At 47.5% G+C, this 21,258-nt stretch carries 10 protein-coding genes; 8 read left to right on the top strand and 2 right to left on the bottom strand.

Annotation, left to right across the window (positions count from 1 at the left end; all coding sequences use genetic code 11):
* Nucleotides 1–102: 102 nt before the first annotated feature.
* The 3 genes from NXH67_RS04500 (at nucleotide 103) to NXH67_RS04490 (ending at nucleotide 5,122) form a co-directional block, all read left to right on the top strand.
* Entirely contained in the window at nucleotides 103–1,527 is a 1,425-nt protein-coding gene (locus tag NXH67_RS04500; protein WP_022777421.1) for a hypothetical protein, read from the top strand.
* 119 nt (nucleotides 1,528–1,646) lie between these two features.
* The gene (locus NXH67_RS04495) at nucleotides 1,647–3,473 is read left to right on the top strand and encodes an ABC transporter permease (RefSeq protein WP_022777422.1); all 1,827 of its coding nucleotides are present in this window, start codon (nucleotides 1,647–1,649) and stop codon (nucleotides 3,471–3,473) included.
* 2 nt (nucleotides 3,474–3,475) lie between these two features.
* Entirely contained in the window at nucleotides 3,476–5,122 is a 1,647-nt protein-coding gene (locus NXH67_RS04490; RefSeq protein ID WP_026668566.1) for an ABC transporter ATP-binding protein, read from the top strand.
* A 42-nt stretch (nucleotides 5,123–5,164) separates the two neighbouring features.
* Here NXH67_RS04490 and NXH67_RS04485 read toward each other — a convergent pair whose 3' ends face one another.
* Entirely contained in the window at nucleotides 5,165–6,037 is an 873-nt protein-coding gene (locus NXH67_RS04485; protein ID WP_272796557.1) for a sensor domain-containing diguanylate cyclase, read from the bottom strand.
* A 264-nt stretch (nucleotides 6,038–6,301) separates the two neighbouring features.
* Between NXH67_RS04485 and NXH67_RS04480 the strand changes: the two genes are divergently transcribed.
* The 4 genes from NXH67_RS04480 (at nucleotide 6,302) to NXH67_RS04465 (ending at nucleotide 11,203) form a co-directional block, all read left to right on the top strand.
* Nucleotides 6,302–7,426, top strand: a complete 1,125-nt coding sequence (locus NXH67_RS04480; RefSeq protein ID WP_272796555.1) for an aldo/keto reductase — start codon at nucleotides 6,302–6,304, stop codon at nucleotides 7,424–7,426.
* 137 nt (nucleotides 7,427–7,563) lie between these two features.
* The gene (locus tag NXH67_RS04475; RefSeq protein WP_022777427.1) at nucleotides 7,564–9,384 is read left to right on the top strand and encodes a glycoside hydrolase; all 1,821 of its coding nucleotides are present in this window, start codon (nucleotides 7,564–7,566) and stop codon (nucleotides 9,382–9,384) included.
* A 111-nt stretch (nucleotides 9,385–9,495) separates the two neighbouring features.
* Nucleotides 9,496–10,563, top strand: coding sequence for a LacI family DNA-binding transcriptional regulator (locus NXH67_RS04470; RefSeq protein WP_272796554.1), 1,068 nt, complete (start codon nucleotides 9,496–9,498; stop codon nucleotides 10,561–10,563).
* Complete coding sequence (locus tag NXH67_RS04465) at nucleotides 10,553–11,203, top strand: YczE/YyaS/YitT family protein (protein ID WP_022777429.1); 651 nt, start codon at nucleotides 10,553–10,555, stop codon at nucleotides 11,201–11,203. Before NXH67_RS04470 ends, NXH67_RS04465 begins: the two co-directional genes overlap by 11 nt.
* Nucleotides 11,204–11,241: 38 nt before the next feature.
* Here the strand turns inward: NXH67_RS04465 and NXH67_RS04460 are convergent, their stop codons facing one another.
* Nucleotides 11,242–14,139, bottom strand: coding sequence for a leucine-rich repeat protein (locus NXH67_RS04460; RefSeq protein WP_272796553.1), 2,898 nt, complete (start codon nucleotides 14,137–14,139; stop codon nucleotides 11,242–11,244).
* Between the two features lie 417 nt (nucleotides 14,140–14,556).
* Here NXH67_RS04460 and NXH67_RS04455 point away from each other — a divergent pair, with 417 nt between their 5' ends.
* Entirely contained in the window at nucleotides 14,557–21,153 is a 6,597-nt protein-coding gene (locus NXH67_RS04455; protein ID WP_272796552.1) for an Ig-like domain-containing protein, read from the top strand.
* The last annotated feature ends 105 nt before the right edge of the window (nucleotides 21,154–21,258 follow it).

Raw genomic sequence — 21,258 nt, 5'->3', positions numbered from 1 at the left:
GCAAATATGAACAAATTGTAACTAGAATGTAACCATAGGGTAAAGAACTGCCCGGTGGTTACATTTTTTTATTCCGGGTCAATGTAAAAGGAGGAAACAATAGTGAGAAAGAAAGTTTTAGCAACAATTCTGACACTTACAATGGTAGTTTCATCACTTGTAGGCTGCGGAGAAGCAGGAAACGGTGGTGGAGCAGAGACAGCACCAACAACTGACACCCAGGTTACAGCAGATACACAGACAGCTGACACTACAGTAGCAGAGACACCTGCAGCTGAGCCGGCAGCAGAACTTACAGGAATCGATGCCATCATCGCAGAGGCAGAGGGAATGACAATGGAAGAGCTGGCCAACAAGGCCATCGAGGAGTCCAACGGCAAGACCTTCTACGGCGTAGGTAATTCCAGCCGTGGTAAGTCCGCACTTCCTCTGTTTATCGAGTATCTGCAGACCATCGATCCCAATTACAGCATGGAGTTCGAGTGGCAGCAGCCCAAGAACAACAAGATCTTTGAGCAGCTCACATCTGACTCCCTTAAGAGCGAAGGCACTTTTGCCATGACTCTTATCCAGGACGGTAACCAGATTCAGTCCAAGATGGTTGATACAGACATCTTAAAGACCTTCATCCCTAAGGAATGGGCAGATGCCAACGGTACTACAGCCGATGCATACACAGGCTTCCTTCCTCTTCAGACACTTAATAAGGTCTTCATGTACAACAACACAGGTTCAGCAACCTATAACAACTGCTGGGATTTCGTATACGAAGGCAATCACCCTCTTTTCATGGGCGTTGACTCTGAGATCGTAGGAAAGAATTTCCTGATGATGCTCACAGAAGACAAGTACGCTACATGGTTAAAAGAAGCTTATGATGCCCTCGACGATACCAAGAAAGCATATTTCGAGCCCGTGGTTCAGGAAATGCAGACAGATGCAAACGACCTTGGCCTTGGCGCAAACGGCGCATATGCCCTTGCATGGATCAAGCTCTGGGTTAACAACTACAACGAGCAGACCGATGACGGACCTATCTGTAACACACTTGTAGATGCTTCCGCTACAGATCAGGCAGGACTTCTTGTTTATTCCAAGCTTCGCAGCGTTGAGGAGTCAGCTTCTGTATCAGTTAACAACATCAACGTAGCAGCTTATCAGGATGGCTACACAGGAATCGGCGGCTATGGCTATTGCCACTACCTCTTCCTTACCAAGAACAGTCCTCTTCCTTGGACAGCATGCGCATTCATCGCTTATATGACCTGCACAGAAAAAGGCTTTGAAGCATGGGGCAAGGACATGGGCGGCTATTCAGCTAACCCTAACGTAGCAGCTGAGATCGAAGCAACCTTCCAGCATTCACAGGGCGGCGGAGACGAGTTCCCTGCAAAGAACGACCGTGGCTATGACTGGTGGACAACAGATGGCGAGCTTGTTCTTGAAGATCCCGTATACTGCTCAGAAGTATCCTTCACAGTAGGCAGCTGGATCGACGTGCTCGATCACTACACACCCGGCGAGTAATTAGTATACAAAGGGTCAGGCACTATAGCCGGCTAAAGTAGCAAAAAGCGCCACTTTAGTCGTCTACAGTGACCTGACCCATATGAATTCGTTACATTTTCACAAGTAAAGGGGATAAAATGGAGGCAATCGCAAAAAAAGACAAGAGTGCGATTTTTAAGAATAAGGTTAAGACTTGGTTTTCCCAACCGCAAAATATAATACTCCTGCTTTTTGGGATTGTTCTTACCTTCAGTACCGTCGCACCAATAATAGCAATCGTAAAAGATACCTTTGCAATCCATCCGGGAACCATCGATCAGCATCTGACCAAGAGAACCACCGGATACACAATCGTCAACTACACAGATCTTTTTACCAGTAAGCTGGCAAGGACCAATCTATGGAACCCCCTGCTTAACACGGTAATTCTTTCAGTACTTACCTGCTGCATATCGATCCTCTTCGGCGGACTCTTCGCCTTCCTGGTAACAAGAACCGATATGAAGTTCAAGAAGTACTTAAGCTCGATCTTTATTTTCCCATACATCATGCCCCAGTGGACACTGGCCGTTGTATGGCAGCACATGTTCTATTCAAACAAGGTAACGGGAACCTCCGACGGTCTTCTGGCCGCCATCTTCCATGTTTACTTTCCTCACTGGTGGTGTCAGGGCGTATTCCCAAGTGCCATGGTTCTGGGCCTTCATTATGCGCCTTTTGCCTACATCCTCATCGGTGGCATCTTCAAAAATATGGACGCCAACCTGGAGGAAGCAGCCACAATCCTTGATACACCCAAGTGGAAGATCATGTTCAAGGTAACCCTTCCTATGATCAAACCCGCCATCCTATCCACCATACTTCTGGTGTTCGGAAGCGCCATGGGAAGCTACCCGGTTCCGCATTACCTGAACCTTACCACACTTTCCACCAAGTACATTTCAATGAACAGTAAGTACACCGGTGAAGCAAGTATCCTTGCCATCATCATGATGATCTTCGGCGTTCTTATCCTTGGAATGAATCAGCTCAGCCTTAGGAGCCGCAAGAACTACACCACTGTTACGGGTAAATCGGGTCAGCTCACCAAGCTCACCATCGGCAAAGCCGGCAAATACATCGTGGGAATCATCTTTATCATCATCACCTTCTTCACAAGTATTTGGCCCATCGTGCTGTTCGCCCTGGAGACCTTCCTTCCCAACCCCGGTGACTACAGCTTCCTGTACTCGGGAAATCTGGCGCACCTCACAACCAAGTGGTGGGTAACAAACGAGAATATCACAGAAAACGGCATGTACGGTCAGCCCGGTATCCTGTACAACAAGACCATCTGGCACGCCTTCTTCGGAACCCTGTTTCTGGCAGTTGTGTGCGCTCTGATCGCAGGAACCATCGGAACTCTGATTGGCTACGCCGTTGCAAAAAAGAGAAGGAACAAGTGGGCAAACTATGTGAACAACGTAGCCTTCCTGCCTTACCTTATGCCTTCCATCGCTGTTGGAGCCGCATTCTTCATCCTGTTCTCCAACGAGCACATTAATCTGTTTAACACATATACACTTCTGATCATTGCAGGTGTAGTAAAATACATACCTTTCGCTTCCAGAAGTTCACTTAACTCCATGCTTCAGATATCGGGAGAACTGGAGGAAGCAGCAATAATCATGAATACATCGTGGATAAAGAGAATGACAAGGATCATTATTCCTATTCAGAAGTCATCCATCATAAGCGGGTACCTGCTTCCGTTCATGACCTGCCTTCGTGAATTGTCCCTGTTCCTGCTTCTGTGCACCCAGGGCTTTATCCTGTCAACAACACTTGACTACTTTGATGAAATGGGACTGTACGCCTTCTCAAGTGCCATCAACCTCATCCTCATCATAACAATTCTTGTATTTAACACACTGGTAAACAAGCTGACTGGCGCAAGCCTTGACAGTGGCATAGGAGGAAAATGATCATGCCGGAAATTAAATTGGAAAATATCACAAAGCGTTGGGGAAAATTTTTTGGCGTTGATAATGTAAGCCTCGATATTCCCGATAATTCTTTTATCACACTGCTTGGCCCGTCAGGCTGTGGAAAGACCACAATCCTTCGAATGATCGCAGGTCTTGAGACTCCCACAGAAGGCCGCATCACCATTGGCGACAAAGTTGTGTTTGACTCAAACGCAGGAATCAACGTTCCCGCCAACAAGCGCAGAGTCGGCTTCCTGTTTCAGAACTACGCACTTTGGCCCAACATGACAGTATATGAGAACATCTCTTTTGGCCTTAAGAACATCCACGAGGAAATGCCGATCCTGGACGTTCCCGCCAAGAGGGCAGGGGACATGATAAGAGCCCTTGCAAACGGTCATAAGGTAAAAGAGGTAATAGAAGAATGCAGAGACAAGAACGGCAAGCTCGATGAGAACAAGGCTTACGTGAAGCTCATTGATAACTACAGCCTTTCAATCTATACGGCAAAAGAGCTCTTTGCCCTTGGAATCCACACTGCATCAGACCCTCAGGCAGCAGCCAAGACCGCTCTTTCAGAGTATGAGAAAAAACTTTCAGACATCAAGGCCGGCTATGCAAAAGACGGAAAAGACCTGAATGACAAGTACGAAGTGACCAAGAACGGAATCCCGATTCTTGAAAACAGAAAGCTTACAAAAGAAGAGATCGATTCAAGGGTAAGGTCCTGCTCCCGCATCGTCAAGATCGGAATGTTCATGGACAGATACCCCGCAGAGCTCTCAGGCGGACAGCAGCAGAGAGTTGCGATCGCAAGGACACTGGCCCCCGAGCCGCAGGTTCTTTTCATGGACGAGCCTCTTTCCAACCTTGACGCCAAGCTTCGTCTTGAGATGAGATATGAGCTCCAGAGACTCCATGTGGAGACCGGTTCCACCTTCGTATATGTTACACATGATCAGATGGAAGCCATGACCCTTGCTACCAAGATCTGCCTCGTAAGTAACGGTGTGCTGCAGCAGTATGCACCTCCCCTTACGGTTTACAATCGTCCGTCGAACCTCTTTGTTGCAGACTTTGTTGGCAATCCTTCCATGAACTTCGTGGATGCCAAGGGAATGCAGGAGCCGGACGGCAGCCTTAGCCTTAAGATCCTAGGTGATATCAAGGTTAAGTTTAATCCTGAGTACGCACTTGATATGAATGCCTGGAGACATGTAAGAGATCAGAACATTGCGGACAAGGCCGCTGCTGAAAAAGAGCGACTTTCCAAGAAGGGAGCCGTTGAAAAGAGCAACAAGGATGAGGTATTCAAATACCATGTTCAGAAGGTTGAGGAGCAGGATGACAGTATCACAGATGAGCCCGTTATAACAGACGAGGACTTCGTGATCGGTATCCGCCCCGAGGCCATCGACCTTGATGAAAACGGCAAGATAGACGCTACCATATACGGTGCAATGCCCACAGGTATGGAATCTACTTTGAAACTCAGAGTTGGGGAATTTCTATTGACCGGAGTAATCTTCGGCAATGCCCTGTACCAGATCGGACAGGAAGAAAAAATAAATATCGGAGGAAAAGATATACTTCTTTTCGACAGACGTTCGGGCAGACTTATCTGCGCAGGAAGTCTGACACTGTAATGTATCAGGAGCCGCTCCTTTGTTGGGAACGGCTCCTTTTTGTTAACTATCTTTCTTCTTATGTTCTGCCTTCATTTCATACATTCGTCTGTCAGCTATCTCTATCATTGAGGAGAGATATCCGCTTTCTGAGAAACAGGAATGTCCAATGGAGGCCTTTATCGAGATGTTGATTCCGTCTATATTTCTGGGAATCTGAACGGCCTTTACGAGCTTTTTTTCCAGAATATCTATGTCATCCAGGTCCTTGTACTGGTGAAGGATAACGAATTCATCGCCGCCGTAGCGGAACAGAACGGAGTTGTCGGAGGCCGCCATGGTAAGAGCTTTGCTGACGGAGTGAAGGATGAGGTTCCCATATTCGTGGCCATAGTTGTCGTTGATGGCTTTGAAGTTGTCGAAATCCAGCATGTAGAGAACAAAATCTGTTCCGTCTTTGTCGTACTGGGTCTTGTACTGGGAGGCAATCTCCATGTAGGCTCTGCGGTTCAAGAGACCTGTGAGTTCGTCGGTTTGGCAAAGGGTGGATAATCTGTCGCGCTCAGCCAGCTGATCTGTCACGTCCTCAAAATACCCGATAAGTCCTACGATTTCGCCGTTATAGATAAGAGGGTGCTTGGTTGCCAGGAGCTGACGGACCTTACCTTGTACGATGCACTTACCCGGAACCTTGGAGGAAACCTCGTTCTGATTGATAACACGTAGCTCCGCAGCCCGGTAGGGCTCAGGGTCAATGTGCCAGCCCATGTCTTCGTCTGTTTTGCCTATCAGTTCATCAACGGATTCGATGCCGTAGTAATCAAGAAAAGTCTTGTTGGCACCAAGAAAACGCCTCTCCTTATCCTTCCAGAAGATACCGGCGGGGCTTAGATCCAGCAGATTTTCAAATACAGCCGAAAGTGGAATGTTGTCCATATAACTTCCTTTTCATATGACAAAAAATGAATTATTAATTCCCGAATGGGTCAATTTATATTATATCAAACAGTACATAATCATATATAACAAATATATTAAATTTCGATAATATTTATCATGACGCTATGGTGATAATAACTAATGAAAATGCATTTTTTTGGATAAAAATGCTGATGTCTAAGTTGGGTTTTGCTATGGTAAAATGTAGGGACGTAGGAGAGGCAAATACAAGCATATTTATTCATGTTCGGAGGGCAAGCAATGGACAAATCTTTTCCTGAAATCAAAACATTCTTTGGCTTTGGATGTATGAGACTTCCCATGAATGGCTCGGAGGTAGATATCGAGCAGTTCAAGGAGATGACGGATTACTTTTTGGAGAATGGTTTTAATTATTTTGATACAGCGCACGGTTATATCGACGGCAAGTCTGAGAAGGCAATTAAGGTTGCGCTGACAGACAGATATCCAAGAGATAAATATCTTTTGACAGACAAGCTTACTGAGCCTTATTTCAAGACAGAGGCTGACATCAGACCTTTTTTCCAGAGTCAGCTTGATGCCTGTGGCGTTGAGTACTTTGACTTCTATCTGATGCATGCGCAGAATGCGGGTAACTTCCAGCATTTCAAGAAGTGCAGGGCCTATGAGACAGCCTTTGAGCTTAAGAAAGAGGGCAAGATAAAGCACGTGGGACTGTCCTTCCATGACAGGGCAGAGGTTCTGGATGAGATCCTTACAACCTATCCGGAAGTTGATATCGTTCAGATCCAGTTCAACTATCTGGACTACGATGATCCTTCTGTACAGAGCCGCAAGGTCTATGATGTGTGTCGCAAGCACAACAAGCCCATCATCGTAATGGAGCCTGTTAAGGGCGGAACACTGGTCAAGCTCCCTGAGGCTGCCCAGAAGGTTTTTGATGATCTTGGCGCGGGACTTTCCAATGCCAGCTACGCAATCCGCTTCGCTGCGCACCAGGAGGGCATCCGCATAGTTCTGTCCGGTATGAGCGATATGGCTCAGATGAAGGACAACGTTTCCTATATGAAGGATTTCCAGCCTCTTTCCGAGGAGGAGCTGGGCGCCATTGCCAAGGTTACCGCTATCTACAAGGGCCTTGATATGATTCCTTGTACAGCGTGCCATTACTGCGTTGAGGAGAATCATTGTCCGATGGAGATCAAGATCCCGGAGCTGTTCGCATGTATGAATACCAAGAAGATATTCAACGATTGGAATCAGAACATGTACTACGGACTGGTTACCAAGGACAGCGGCAAGGCCAGCGCCTGCATCGAGTGCGGCGGCTGCGAAGCTGTATGTCCTCAGCACCTGGAAATCAGGGCACTTCTTAAGAATGTGGCAGCAGAGTTCGAGAAATAATCTAATACTGACAAGAATGTGAGAAATGAGTCTTCGGAAGGAGGCTCATTTTTTTATGATTTTCGGAGGAGTTTGCAATCTGTCGAGGGTGGGTTATAGTGTATATAACAATGAGTTTTTTTACGAGGTAAGTATTTATGAAAAGACAGACTAAGAGAATAGTGGCACTTGTGCTGTGCGGACTGATGGTTGCCGGAACGGTGGCGAGCTGCAGCGCATCGGGAATTGAAGGCGGTGTTGATAGCGGGAAGAGCGCAGTGGAAACAGATGGCTCGGGAGACAGTGCTGATGCGGTTGGTGCGGCGGAGGCCGAGAATGGAGAAGAACAGACTTCGGGAGATACGACGGAAGATACTGCAGATCAGGAAAGGATTGATGCTATGGAAATTGCAAGGACGATCAAACTTGATACAAGTAAGATTTCCACCTTTAACGATACCAATGGAGATGGCTACGGAGAGTTCCAGGGATTCGGTACGTCTCTGTGCTGGTGGGCCAACAGATGCGGTTACAGCGATGTGCTGACACAGGCTTCCGCAGAGGCCTTTTACAATCCGGAGACAGGGCTTGGTATGACCATCGGACGCTACAATGTGGGCGGCGGCGACAATGTGACCCAAGAGGATGTTACAGCTGCCATGAAGGAGGAGAATCCTTTTTTGCACAAAGAGCATATAAGGCGCTCTGATTCTGTGGTTCCGGGCTATTGCACAGATGTTACGAAGATTGATCTGAACAAGAATTCCAAGGATTACTATACAGAGAATTTCGCAAGGGCAGATTTTGACTGCGGTTTTGCCTGGAATTATGATTGGGATGCGGACAAGAACCAGATGAACGTACTGATTGCTGCGGCCAAGGCAGCAGGGGATGAGTTTATCGGAGAGGCTTTTTCCAACTCACCGCCGTATTTCATGACAGTTTCGGGATGTACTTCCGGCGGGGAGGATCCTTCGGTGGATAACCTGAGGGAGGACTCCTATACCGCTTTTGCCTGCTATATGGCTGATGTTATTGAGCATTGGGCAAGTGAGGGCGTGATGAAGTTTCAGAGCGTGGATCCTATGAACGAGCCTGCAACCAGCTATTGGAAGATGTGGAGTGACAAGCAGGAGGGATGCCATTTTTCCCAGGGTGAGTCCCAGTCAAGGATACTGGTTGAGCTTAATAAGGAGCTGAAGAACAAGGGTATCGATATTATTATCTGCGCCTCCGACGAGACCAGTATTGAGGCTGCGATAATGTCCTACAAGAACCTGACTAACGAGGCAAAAGAGGTGGTGACAAGAATTGACACCCACAGCTATCAGGGAACTCAGCGCGACATGCTTAAGAATGTTGCTGAGGAAGGTGGCGTTAACCTGTGGATGAGCGAGGTGGACGGAACCTATTCCATCGGCAAAAAAGAGACCGGAATGAGCGCAGCCCTTGGATTTGCGGATGCTATCAGACAGGATCTTAACGGAATGCTGCCCAGTGCCTGGATCATGTGGGATGCGGTGGATCTTCATGTGGATACGAACAACAAGTTTGATACCTGCACAAGAGCTGAGGCGGACAAGATCATTGAGGAGGGAACTCCTTTCTGGGGAATCGCCATTGCTGATCATGATGCGCAGGAGCTCCTTCTTAGCAAGAAATACTATGCCTACGGACAGTTTTCAAGATATATCAGACCCGGTTACACACTGGTGGGATCTTCGGACTTTACTGTGGCAGCAGTTAACAAGGCTGACAACAGTGCAGTTATTGTTGCGATTAATACGAACTCCGACGACCTCAAGTGGGAATTTGATCTTTCTAAATTTGATGTGGGCTGCGGCTCAATCACAGCGATCCGCACCAGCAAGGACGAGAACTGGGCGGATGTTTCAGACAGCATTGGAACTGAGATCACCGGTAACACGTTTACCGCTCTGGTAAAGGGTAGTTCAATAACAACATTTATAGTGCGTTAAGTTTGTAAAAATCGGACGAGTTGCATGGGGTTTGCGTATTGATAAAAACTCACGTTATAATTACCATTGAAAATTAAGTAGATGCGAATCCAAAGGGGAGTAGCAAAGAGCATGGCAACACTTAAGGAAATTGCGCAGGAGTGCGGTTTTTCAATTGCAACGGTGTCCAGGGTTCTCAACGAGGACGACACGTTGTCTGTTCCTGAGGCCACAAGGGAGCTGATAATTGAAACCGCGGGCAAGCTGAATTATAAGACAAGATCTGAGAGAAAACGTGTGGAGGAAGCCAGGAAAAAAGGCCTTCACAAGCTGTCCCGGGTAGGAATTGTCGAGATGCTCAGCGTTGGCGAGCAGATTGAAGATGCCTACTATATGTATCTTAAGAATAACGTGGAAAAGGCCTGTATGGAGGAAGAGATAGAGGCAGTTCCCATGCATTTTGACTCCGGGACCGGAGAGTACAAGAATATGGGGAAGCCTGTGGACGGTATTATTGCCATAGGGCAGTTTTCCGACGAGCGTATAAGTGCCATGAGGAAAAAGACGGAGCGGATCGTGTTTATGGATTCATCCCCGGATGAGCAGCGCTACTGCTCGGTTAAGACTAACTATGAGACCGGAGTGCGTCAGGGTGTGGATTATCTGGTTCGTCAGGGCCATAGAAATATTGCTTTTGTGGGACCGGTGAACTCAAGGGACTCCAAGGCTGTTTCAGCTCCCGAGGAGAGAAGACGACTTTTTGGAGTTCTGACAGGTCAGTACGGAGATACAGTTAAGCCCGAGACCATAGAAGTAACAGGAACCGCCCGCGATGCCACAGAGAAGATCCTTGCTTTTATCACAGGTGACAATAATCTGAGAAAAGAAGAGGACAAGGTTACCGCTCTTTTTACCTACAACGAGGCTACGGCCCTTGGTGCAATCAAGGCTGTTCAGAATGCAGGACTTATGGTACCTGAGGACATCAGCGTCCTTGGCTACAACGACACAGTCCTTGCCTCCTACATGCAGCCTCCCATCACCGGAATCCATATTTACATGGATGAGATGGCAAGGGCAGCAGTGGAAGCCCTGGGTAAACTCATCGGCGGATATGTAAATATTCCCTTCACAACACTAATCCCCACAACCCTCATGGAACGTGGCAGTGTGAAAAAAAGGAGTAAAAATGAAAATTGAAAATTTGAAGAAGAGGATCGCAATGTCGCTATTTGGAGTTATCACCTGCGCTATTAGCGTTGGAATATTCAAGATAGCGGCGCTGGGAGTGGATCCGTTCCAGTCGTTTATGGCGGGACTGGATGCGCTGGTTCCGATCAGGTTCGGAACGCTGTATATGATCACAAATGCGGTGATGCTGTTGTTTGCGCTGGTTTTTGACAGGCATTATATCGGAATCGCGACGTTCATCAATCTGTTTCTGCTAGGCTATATCACGCAGTTTACCTATGAATTTCTGCAGACGGTGATTGTGGAGCCGTCAATGATAGTGAGAGTTATATGTCTGGTTGTTGGAGTCGTGATCTTGTGTTTCGGCTCTGCATTTTATATGACAGCCGATCTTGGAGTATCAACCTATGATGCAATCGCTCTTATCATCGTAAACACCTGGAAAAAAGGCAAGTTCCAGTATGTCAGGATCATCACGGATCTGTGCTGCATAGCTCTGGGCATTGCATTATTCCTCCTGTCAGGCGGAGCAGTCCTTCAGATACCGACAATCGTAGGCGTCGGAACAGTCATCACCGCCTTCTTTATGGGGCCGCTGATCGAAGTATTCAACGTACATATCACAAGACCAATTCTGGCAAAAAAATAACTTGGGGCCATAAACCCCAAGTTTTTTTATGCAGATATTCATTTGCTTATTACTCTAAAAGTGACGGTCCTGGTTCCGGTGTAGTTTCCTTTACCGGTGATTATGGCCTTAATCGTTGTCCCTGCGGGGATGATGTCAAGAGGGCTGACCTCGCTTCCCGCGGAAACACTAACGTCTTCAAGGCCCTTGGATTTCTTTTTAGGATTCTTATAGCGATGTACAGTGGTTTTACCTGCATAAACATATGTGATCTTTTTAATGTAATCTGTTCCGGCGGTAAGCTTTTTCCTGTTTTTATCATATACTGCGATCCTGGGAGCAGTAAGTCCTGGTGTGGTCTTGGCATAAACATAGTTTGCAGAAGCTTCCAGGGAGCTTATGTCTGAAAGGACAACCTTGAAGTCCTGTGTCAAAGAGCCTTTGAAATCGCCTTTGAACTTAATGGTAACTGTGGCGTTACCGGGTTTTTTATTCTTCTTATAGGAAAGCGTGTAGTCAGTTCCCTTTGCAAGTCCAATGGTTTCACCCCAGCTTGTCCAATGAGTAATAACGACATATGGCTTTGCGCCGCCCTTTGTATAGGGGACATCTCCGATCGCATCGACCTTGATCCGTTTGCCGCCATCCGCATTAATATCAAAGGGCAGGATCTTAAAATGCTTTTTGATAGTGCCGCGATAGTTTCCTATACCGGTGATGACTATAGTAGCGGTTCCTGCTTTGTAATTATTCAGGTAAGACACTCTATAATCTTTGTCTTTTTCCAGTTTTCCGGCAGCATTTTTGGCGGTAAAATCAGCTTTGGAAGCGTAAATAATCATGTTATCCTGAGTAGCGGCAGTAAAGACTTCATATGTCTTTTTGCTCTCAAAACCTGTAATATAGCACTTCTTAATGGATTTTGTGCCTGTCTTCACCCACTTGGCGTAAAGCGTCACATTTTCATATAATCTTTTGCCAAAATCATATCTGGTCTTAAAACCGGAATCTTTGTACCACCCATCAAACAGGTAACCACTGCTTGATATGGAGGGCTCTTTTACATAGCTTCCGAAGGACACTGTCTGATCCTTCAGAGTCTTGTCACAGCCTGTTACGAACTTAACTGTGAAAATATCAGGATCACCCTCAGGGATGAATCTGGAAGTATAACCGGGGGTCAGGCTATCAATACTTTCATACCAGGTGCGATTATTCACAGGGAAATAAAGGTTTGCGTTTTTAAAGGCCAGTCTACCTATGCCCTTTAAACAATCTGATGGAAAGTGAATATCAACATTCTCGTGACCGTATAAACAGCTTTCCAAGGGATAGAAGTCGGGAAGGCCTTTGCCCACATTGATGCGCTTTCTTACTTTTGGAAGGCCATAATCGTTGAGATCGGTAAGGGAGTCCGGGATGTCCAGGGTATCAACGGTTATACCAAAAAATGCGTCTTCCTCAATCTTTTTGACACCGGTTCCAAGGTTAACTTTAGTCAGGTTATCGCAGGATTCAAAGGCATAACTCCTGATTGCCCTTACGTTTTTACCTAATGTTACCGACTTTACGCAGGAATTACTAAAGGCTCTGAGTTCAATAGTCTCAGCGTTTAGTTCAAGGTGCTCAAGGTCCGGGGATTCTGCGCCAAAAAAACTATAGGTTCCGATACTTTTGGTATTCCTGATAGCAGCTGCAAGTTCGGGTGCCTCCGTTGCCGATAAACAATAGAAGGCATAAGAGCCAATTTTTTCAAAAGATGTATTTGGGGCAACGCAGAAAGAATCAAGGCTGTCGGCGTTGAAAAAAGTATAGTCGCCTATTGTCTTAACCGAAGACGGAATATATATTTTTTTTACAGCGGCCGTGCGGATGAAGGCAAAATTACCAAGATACGTGATTCCGTTGCCAATCTCAATTTCTTTGACCTTTTTATAATCTTCATGTTCGATCCAGGGTGCAGCGTTTGAAAGGGCGTAATCGTACATGGGGCCTGTGCCGGAGATCACCAGCTTTTTCTTGCCCTCATAGGCTTCACTGTCCCTGATCTCCCAGGTGATGCCGGCTCCGCATTTGTTATCTTTTTTTCTGTTAAGTGGATAAAGAGTTATTTGTCCATTAATAAGCGGGAAACCGAGGTATGTGTATATGAATTGTCTGGCATACTCATCTGTCCAGCCTGATCCGGTGTGATAAACAAAGGTATGTACACGAACAAATCTGTGAGGATCATCTGTGTCCGTAATCTTCGGCGCATTCCCAAGGAAGGTGAGCTTTCCTATGTTGCTGTTGTAAAAAGCCAGCACGTTAAATAATTCCAGGGAAGCGGGGAAAGTGATGCTGTCTGTGCCATTCCATATATATGCAAAAGAATATGCACCGATAGATTTAACGGATTTACCAATTGTAATATCAGTAAATCCGGCGTGCTTGTAAAAGGCATAGTCGCCGATGCTCGTGATCTTATCGCCGATCACAAGCTTAATGCAGGTGCCCTTGCAGCAAGGTGCCCAGGGAGCAGGTGATTCCTCGGTGTAATTGTCCATATCGCCGGAGCCTGCTATTGTAAGAATGTGATTTGCGTATGACCAGGTGGCATTTGTTCCACACTTGCCGCTAGTGGCAGGCGCGACGTACTCAGTGAGCTCTGCGGATTCCTGAGCCTCATCCGGATAGGCGCCGCCGTCCTCTGCTATAGTGATCTCTTCAGAATCAGGATCAGCTTCAGAAACTGCTTCCGGAGCATCCTCTTCATTCAAAATATTGATATCTTCACCGGTGGCATCCTCGCCGACAATAATTGATCCTTCTTCAGTTATCGTGGAATCTTCATCTGAAATGTCCGACAGAATTACTTCATCTGACTCTGCTGCGCTTACATTGGACAGTGTGAACGCATGGTTAAACAATATGACTGCGGACAGAATGAGCGCAGTTCTTCTGATTTTATCTCGCATTTTTTAATACTCCCAACATAACTTTTTTGAAAATGTACGATAATTACAGTACCACAAGGTGCCTGTCACTTCAACACACTAAGGTGCCTGTCACTATGTCGGACTAAAGTGCCAGGCACTTTAGTCCGACATAGTGACAGGCACCTTAGTGTGTTGAAGTGACAGGCACTTTGGGAGAGTAAAGTGTTTGTGGAAAAGTACGAAAAGGATTGAGGTAAAGCAAATATAATAGTGCAATATTTTCGTAGTAAAATTTTAGTAAAATTGTCATATGGTATTATTCTACAATTAATCCTACAATTCTAAGTGAACGGTATGGCGATAATGTATAATTATCGCTATTTCGGTCTAAGGGAGTAACAGCGGGCAGCAGATGGTGTCCGCAGGGTATGAGAGAGAATTGAAAGGGGTATTAGAATGCACAGGAACTTCAGGAGGATACTATCGACAGTTCTTGGTGTGACGACAGCGTTTTCGACTATCGTTTCATCAGGCAGTGCTTTTGCAGTAGAGGCTCAGGCAGCAGAGACTGTGAAAGTGGATAAGACGGTGAAACTCACACCGGCCAATGCGTCAGTATTTAACGACACTGACGGCGACGGCTTCGGCGAGTTTCAGGGCTTCGGAACCAGCCTTTGCTGGTGGGCCAACAGAGTAGGTTACAATGACAGCCTTACTCAGCAGGCAGCAGAAGCTTTTTATAATAAGGAGACCGGACTTGGCATGACCATCGGCCGCTACAATGTGGGCGGCGGTGACAATGTAGGACAGGCTCCGGAAGTTACAGTCAATGACAAGGCTGTTTTCTACGATACCTCATATGAGGGCCTTACCTATGAAGGCTCCAACATGAGCGTTGGTAAGAACACAGGCCTTTCCAAGGTTTCATTTACCAGATCCGATGCGGACTTCGGCTTCACTTCAGGTAAAACCGTAGGCGAGTTCAATGCCATCGGATGGATCAATGCACTTGACGCAGATCCCGGCTCAGGCGGCAATCTTCACTATGTGATAGATGAAGCTGAAGCAGGAACCTACACCGTCAAGATGCTCTTCACACTGTCAGGAACCAATTCCCGCGGTGTCAGCATGAAAGTCACACAGGAGAATTCAGCAACCTACGATCACGCTCAGGACAAAAACGGAGCTGAGCAGGAGCTGGTAGTAGAATCTGCAGACCTGGACCAGACTTCTGCAGAAGATGCAAAAGCAACAGAAGAAGGTAAAACAACAGAAGAAGCAGCATCTGAAGTAACCATCAAAGAAAATGATGAAGCAGCTCTGACAGAAGACGACGCAGCTCAGCCCACTGACGAAGACGCAGTCGTAGAACTTGAGGAAGTAACAGAGGATCCGATAATCGCTGCAAGTTCCTCCGAACCCAAGATCTACACCGCATCCTCAGATGTCGTTAACGCAGGCCTCATCGCCTCCGGCAATAACAACATGCTCTTCGTCGTAACCTTTGAAAATGTTGAGCTTGCAGCCGGCAAAAACAAGATCGACATCGGCGGCGCAGCCGGAGACTGGTGCCTTGATTACATCAAAATGGCAGTTATTAAGTCCGGCGAAGAAGGCGTTCTTCCCGAGGGCAGTGATTTCCTTCACGGCGAGCACATCACAAGATCTGACTCCGTTGTGCCCGGCTATGCCACAGACGTAACGAGAATCGACCTTGAGAAGCATGATGCGGACTATTACACAGCTAATTTCGCAAGAGCTGATTTTGACTGCGGCTACGCCTGGAACTACAACTGGGACGCAGACAAGAATCAGATGAACGTTCTCATAGCAGCAGCCAAGGCAGCAGGGGATGAGTTCATAGGTGAAGCCTTCTCCAATTCACCTCCGTATTTCATGACAGTCAGCGGCTGCTCATCAGGTAATGCCAATGCAAACGAGGACAACCTTCGCGCAGACTCCGTTAACGCTTTTGCCTGCTACATGGCAGACGTTATCGAGCACTGGGCACAGGAAGGCGTTATTAACTTCCAGAGCACCACACCTATGAACGAGCCATACACCAATTATTGGGGAGCCTACAGCAACAAGCAGGAGGGCTGCCATTTCGATATCGGCGAGTCCCAGTCCAGAATCCTTATAGCCCTCAATAACGAGCTCAGGAAAAAAGGCATCGACATCATAATCTCAGCATCAGACGAGACCAGCATCGACACAGCAATCACCTCCTTCAAAGCCCTCTCAGATGAAGCCAAGGCAGTTGTAGGCAGGATCGATGCGCACACCTATTCAGGCTCCAACAGAGCAGGCCTTAAGGCCCTCTCCGAGGAAGCCGGCAAGAACCTCTGGATGAGCGAAGTAGACGGAACCTTCGAAGCCGGCACGAATGCAGGCGCCATGAAGGCGGGTCTTGGCTTTGCCCAGAGAATCATCACAGACGTAAACGGCATGGAGCCCAGCGCCTGGATCATGTGGGATGCAGTAGACATCCACATCGATGACAACAATAAGTGGGATACAGCCAAGAGGTCAGACATCGAAAAGATGCTTGCAAACGGCGACGGCTTCTGGGGCATCGCCATTGCAGACCACAACACGGACGAACTTCTTGTTGGCAAAAAATACTACGCCTTCGGTCAGTTCTCCAGATACATCAGACCCGGCTACGCCATCATCGGCTCTTCCGATCAGACAGTAGCCGCTTTTGACCCCAAAGAGGGTAAAGTAGTTATAGTAGCAGTCAACACCGCAGGCGAGGACAAGACCTGGAAGTTCAACCTTCAGGACTTCTCAGCTATCGGAAGCAAAGTAACAGCCATCAGAACCAGCGGATCCCTTGAAGGCGGCGAGGACTGGGCAGACGTAACAGCCATCGACAACATCGTCACAGACACCGCAGCCAAGACCGTTACCGCAACAATGAAGGCCAACTCCATCACAACCTACATCATCGAGGATGTGGTTTACGATTCCAGTGCCGAGACAGTGGTTTCGGCTTCTCAGAACACTATTTATGCGGCAAAGGGCACTACTCCCGTACTTCCGCAGACAATCAGCGTTCAGACCAGCAAGAACAACACCATCGATGCCAAGGTTACCTGGCAGACCGAAGGCCTTGATCTTACTACAGCAAAAGAAGTAACCGGAACCCTCGACGGCTACGGCTACGAAGTTACCTGCGCCATCGAGTTCGTTGAACCCAATATGGCATGGTACATCGATTGTAATGACAACGAAGTAGGACACACATCTTATCCTAAGATGGACTCCTATGCAGATCTTTACAACGAAGTTCCCGATCAGAAGTATGACGGAACCTGGGGCCGTCTTGAGGACTACGGCGCATATAACAACTCCGATGATGATCCATGGGCATACGGCTGGTATGCATATTCCAACCAGAGCATCGATTACAAGCTGCCTCTGGAAGCCGGCGACTACACCCTGACCTTTGGCTTCAAGGAGTGGTGGAACCAGTCAAGACCTATGGCAATCTACGCAGTTACAGATGAAGCCGAGACCCTCATTGGCAAGACCAACGCCAAGAACGGCAAGAACAACTGGAACACACCCGTATACAGCTTCAGCCTTGAAAATGCAGCTGATGTAACCTTCTCAGTAAGAAAAGACGGAGGTCCCGACCCTGTTCTTTCATTCATAAGAGTTCAGAAGAAGCTTAACCTTGATCTGCTCAAGGCAGCACTTGTAAAAGCACAAAGCATCGACACAACAGGCTACGCACAGACCAAGAAGGACAGACTTCACAGCCTCCTTGAGAAGGCGCAGAGTGTAATACTCCATGCAAGAACAACTCAGAGCGATGTAGATGAGATGGTAACCGAGCTCTCAGAGTTCGTGGATGCCGATGGCAATCTTTTTACAGAAAAAGAGATCGCGGCTAACGACTATCTCCTGTACCTGGTAGACTGCGGAAGCTCCGATCCCACAACTGTTCCCGATGACTACAAGCTGGGACTCTACCAGTCAGTTACAGAGCAGGAACTGTCCGTAGATGGCGGCACAGGCCTTAAGTGGGGCTATGATGCAAACAGCGACTACGGTGTAAGAGTAGCGGGCGGCTCAGCTAACGGCACTCTTACCGGCAATTACATCTACATGTCAGACCAGGGCTGGACCTACAAGAAGGGTGTCAGCGGACTCTATTACAGCTTCGAGCTTCCTGACAGAGCAAGCAACGAATACCTGGTAACCATCGGAGTCAAGAGCCCTTGGAGCGCAAGAGATATCAGCTACAGCCTTGAGGGATCAGAAGTTGAGTCAGGCCTTAACCTCGGACAGAGCACCCTCGTAGAGAGAACCTATAACGTAGAAGTAACAGACGGCGAGCTTAATCTGTATGCATACGCAACCAACAGAACAAGCTCCTATGTTGACCCGCTTCTTAGCTACATTATTGTAAGAGCGGTTCCCGAGTACACCACAGACATCCTTGCCAAGGCCCTTGAGGAATACGCTGAGAAGATGGAAGGTAAGACCTACTCAGAAATGACCCTTGCAGCCTACAACGAAGCAGCAACCGCAGCGCAGGAGCTCATAGACAATGCATCAACAGATTCAGCAGCGATCAAAGAGGCATATAACAATTTGAAGGCAGCATTTGAGGCTCTTGCAGAGATCATCACCTACACCTCAATTACAGGTGTGGAGGGCGCTCCTATCTATGACAACAACGGAGTGCAGGTTCAGGCCCACGGCGGTCAGATACAGCAGTTCACAATAGACGGAGTAACCAAGTACTACTGGTACGGCGAGGATAAGACCTATGATTATCAGCCTGTTGTAGGTGTTCACCTCTACACCTCCACAGACCTCTACAACTGGACAGACGAAGGAGTTCCTTTCAGAGCAATACCTATTGCTGATGAGGACTATGGTAAGTTCAAGGAGGAAGGCTACAAGGCAGACCTGTCCGTTTTTGACACCGACGAGTATTTCAGCACGCTCTATGCAGACTACAAGGGACAGGCAGCAGACGATGCCCGGTACGACAACAAGCTTGAGGAGATCTACTGGAATATCGCAGCAGACAGAACCGTTATGGAGAGGCCTAAGGTCCTCTATAACGACAAGACCGGCAAATACGTAATGTGGTGGCACTGCGACGGAGTTACCAAGTCCAATCCCACAGGCTCCAATTACGGCAAAGCCAAGGCAGGAGTTGCTATATCCGATACTCCTTACGGACCTTTCAAATTCCTTGGTGCCTACAAGCTTAACTACGACGAAAACGCAGACCACAGCTGGGATGAGGCCGAAGATGCCTGGGGCTCCGTTCGTGATATGAACGTATTCAAGGATGATGACGGAACTGCTTACGTCATCTATTCTTCAGACGGAAACACCAACATGTATGTGGCCAAGCTCAATGATGAGTACACATACCTTGCACAAGATCAGAAACACGCAGTACTAGGCAAAGACTTTACACTCAATTTTGCAGGTGCATCAAGAGAAGCGCCCGCAATGTTCAAGTACAACGGAACCTACTACATGGTAACTTCCGGCTGTACAGGATGGGATCCCAACCCTGCAAGCTATGCTTACGCAGACAGCCCGATGGGACCCTGGACAACAGTTAACAATCCTTGTACAGACGATGGCAAAAACACCTCCTACAGAACCCAGCCTACCTGCGTATTCCCCGTGGATGCGGCAGCAGGTAAGTTCATCTACATGGGCGACAGATGGAATTCCGGAGACCTCTCCGAATCCCGCTACGTATGGCTCCCTGTAGAGTTTCTTGCAGGAAATAAGATAGCTCTTAGAAGCTACAGCAACTGGACACTGGAGGAGCTTGAGAACAAGGGCGTATTTAGCGTTTCCACAGAGCTTCCCGCCTATGCTTATTCACCAGAAGATCTTGAGGAGAAGCTCCCTAAGACCCTGGAACTTGTCCTTTCAGACGGACAGCACGCAGTAAAGGGCGTAACCTGGAGCCTTACAAATGTTCCGGCAGTTGGAGAATATGAAGTAACAGGAACCATCGCAGACTATAACAGAACCATCACCCACACAGTAAGCATGATCCCTGACAAAATGATCTACTTCTACGACTGCGGATCCGCTGAAGTTCTGGGAGATGAGCAGGCAAGCTACCTCGTAACCGCAAGAAGCGTTCTGAAGAAGCAGATAAGAAATGCCGCAGCCGACGAAGACTATGCGGTATCAGGCGTGGCAGGCTTTACCGGAGTCAAGAACACCGTGCTTTCTTCAGGCTACGATGTTGGAATCAAGAATTCCGGCAGCGACATCTACGGACACGGCTACTGGGCAGGCGCAAATAAGACCATTGACTACGCATTTACTCTGGAAGCCGGTGAGTACACAGTTTCCACAGGCTATCAGGAGTGGTGGAACACTTCAAGACCTACGCAGATCACAGTGACAGACGAAGAGGGAGCAGTACTCGGCACAAGGAACTTCACCCTTTCCTCCTCAGACAGTGCAAGACTTGAGAGCGTATCTTTCACACTTGAAAAAGACAGCGTTGTAACCGTAAGTGTTAAGAAGACCGGAAATCCCGACCCTGTAATGAGCTTCATCGCAGTGGTTAAGGACTCTATGGACAAGGAAAAAGAGAACCTTGGCTACACAGACGGCCGCTGGTACACCAAGTGGGGCGGATCCTACTATGAGACCAAGGACGGTGTTAATCTCACCGGAGTGCAGAAGATTGACGGCAGTTACTATCTCTTCAACCAAAAAGGCACACTTCAGAGGAGCCTGTTCTATGAAGAGGCAGGAAACACCTATTACTTCGGCTCTGACGGTAAGCTTATAACAGGTTGGTTCACCAAGTGGATGTCAGTATACTATGCCAATGAGGACGGCGTGATTCAGAAAGGTTTCGTAACCTTCGATGAGGGAATCTGCTACTTTAACGAAAAAGGTCACCAGGTTAAGAACGGCTGGGTAACAGTAGACGGCAAGAAGTACTTCATCAAGGGTAACGGCTATAGAGCACAGTCAGAGACCATCACAAAGTGGGGTAAGAAGTATTCCTTCGATGAGAACGGAGTGCTGATACCTTAATATATTCCTACTTACAAGCGGAGCACCTGCCATATGCAGGTGCTTCGTTTAATTAATTAGCCCGCTTTCCTGTCTGAAAACACGTTAAATAGTCTGACACTATGG

It is taken from the genome of Butyrivibrio sp. DSM 10294 (assembly GCF_028539135.1).
In the GTDB taxonomy this organism is placed as follows: domain Bacteria; phylum Bacillota; class Clostridia; order Lachnospirales; family Lachnospiraceae; genus Butyrivibrio.
Note: the sequence above shows the minus strand (reverse complement) of the source record. Positions and strands in the feature narration are given on the sequence as shown.